The following is a 1,992-nucleotide window of genomic DNA, read 5'->3' on the forward strand; positions in this document are numbered from 1 at the left end:
GTCACTTTCGGCCCATGCAGCATCACCGAACCCGCTGACCAGGCACTTCGCCGCATCGGACCCTCTAGACCAGCCGAATTACGCGGAACGCAGGCTCGCAGTACACGGCCGAGGTCCTGCCCGGCGCCCAGATCGTGAAGGCCTTCAACCAGCTTCCTTCCCAGACGCTCGCCGCCGAAGTGCCCTCCGGCCAGGGCAAGCGCGTGGTCTTCGTCTCAAGCGACTCCGGGGAGGCCAGCTCCCAGATCGCCGAGCTCGCCCGCACGCTCGGCCTGTCGGCGGTGGAACTCGGCAGGATCGACGAAGGCGGATGTCTCATCGAAGTTCCAGGCGCACTGGTACTCAGGAACTTCACCGAACAGCCGCTAACCTGATTGGCCTTTCCTTTCCGCCTTCCCCGGGCGGCGCAGCCAGCCCCGACGAGCCGTCCCGCCTCAGCGTCTGCCCGTCACCGGCCAGCGATCGCTGCCGCCGTCACTCTCGCCCTCTCCTCCTGACCAAGGGCCGGAGTCCGCGGCACCACAGCTCATCCTCCGCCCGGCAAACCCGGCCGGGTGATCGCGAGATCGCCTCTCCGTGCGCACCCTGACGTTCATCCGTGACTGCTCCCGACCACCGCGACACCCGAGGAACATCCCCTGCCCGCGTGCTGCACCTCGGTTCCTCACTGTTCCCCGGCGACGACTCCTCCTCTCCCTCCGTGACCGCTGCCTTCCGCCAGACCTGGCAGGAGCACCACCCCGAGGGTGACCTCGCCACGAACCCCGTACCGCACCTCACCGCCGGCCACACCGACCCGGCCGCGCACGCACCCGCTCAGGCCGACGCCTTCGCCCGCCGCCTGACGCTGATCGACGAACTGGACCATGCCGAAGCCGCGTTGACCGGTGTCCCGACTGAATGGGACTCGATGCCCGCCGAGGAGCCGACCGGCCGGGGCGGCGCCCAGCACGTCCAACTCACCCAGTAGACCGGCCTGCCTGGCTGTGGTGAGTTTCCGGATCAGGAAGCTCACCACAGCCAGGCAGGGTCACCGTTGGTCGTCCGGTCCGCCCTTCATCCGGCAAGGTATGCCAAACGAAGGGGTCTATCATGATTTAGGTGTTTTTAGGCCCTTTGGCCTAGTGGTTTTTTGTTGGGCTGGTTGGCCTATACCCGTCCGGCGGTAAGGCGGCCGTCGAAGAGCTGGTCGAACTCGTTCAGTGCTGCCTTCCACTTGTTGTTCCAGCGTTTACGTCCGCGTCCGGAGGGGTCGAGGGCGAGGGTGGCGAGGTAGATCCTCTTGAGCGCTGCCTGTTCGTTGGGGAAGTGGCCGCAGGCGGTGGCGGCCCGGCGGTAGCGGGCGTTGAGGGACTCGATGCTGTTGGTCGTGTAGACGACCTCGCGGATGGCGTCGGGGAAGGCCAGGAAGGGCACGAATTCGCTCCAGGCGCGCTGCCAGACGGTGGCGATCGAGCCGTATTTGTGTCCCCACTTGGCGTCGAACTCGTCGAGCCGCTCGCGGGCCTGGGCCTCGTTGACGGCGGTGTAGACGGGCTTGAGGTCGGCGGCGACCTCGGGCCAGTCCCGCCGTGAGGCGTAGCGCAGGCTCTGCCGGATCAGGTGAACGACGCAGCGCTGTACGACGGTCTGGGGCCACACGTTCGCGACCGCGTCCGGCAGGGCGGACAGCCCGTCGCAGACCAGCATGAGGACGTCTCTGACCCCGCGATTGCGCAGGTCGGTGAGGACTTGCTGCCAGAACTTGGCGCCCTCGCCACCGTCGCCGGCCCACAGGCCGAGGATGTCGCGGTAGCCGTCGGCGGTGACCGCGATGGCCACATAGATCGGCCTGTTGGCGACCTGCCCGTCACGGATCTTGACGTGGATGGCGTCGACGAAGACGACCGGGTAGACCGCTTGAGTTCTATTGGTGGTTGCGAACGCTCTCCGAGGAGGACGTTCCGATGCCCCGATACGCCCCGAACAGGATGCCGACCGATGTGAAGCGGA

General features: G+C 67.0%; 3 protein-coding genes. 2 read left to right on the forward strand and 1 reads right to left on the reverse strand.

Translation table 11 applies throughout. The features are described from left to right. Positions 1-134: 134 nt before the first annotated feature. Together ACFU5K_RS31765 and ACFU5K_RS31770 are read left to right on the forward strand one after the other, a co-directional pair. Positions 135-374, forward strand: a complete 240-nt coding sequence (locus ACFU5K_RS31765) for a hypothetical protein (protein ID WP_384068183.1) — start codon at positions 135-137, stop codon at positions 372-374. Positions 375-646: 272 nt separating this feature from the next. Continuing rightward, positions 647-970 carry an NAD(P)H-dependent oxidoreductase gene (locus tag ACFU5K_RS31770; protein WP_384068186.1) on the forward strand — a complete coding sequence of 108 codons (324 nt, stop codon included), beginning with the start codon at positions 647-649 and terminating at the stop codon, positions 968-970. A gap of 179 nt (positions 971-1,149) precedes the next feature. Here the strand turns inward: ACFU5K_RS31770 and ACFU5K_RS31775 are convergent. Continuing rightward, positions 1,150-1,992, reverse strand: an 843-nt coding sequence (locus tag ACFU5K_RS31775) for an IS256 family transposase (RefSeq protein ID WP_384068188.1), incomplete at its 5' end; no start/stop codon positions are given.

The sequence above is a fragment of the Streptomyces sp. NPDC057428 genome, assembly GCF_042803195.1.
GTDB lineage: Bacteria > Actinomycetota > Actinomycetes > Streptomycetales > Streptomycetaceae > Streptomyces.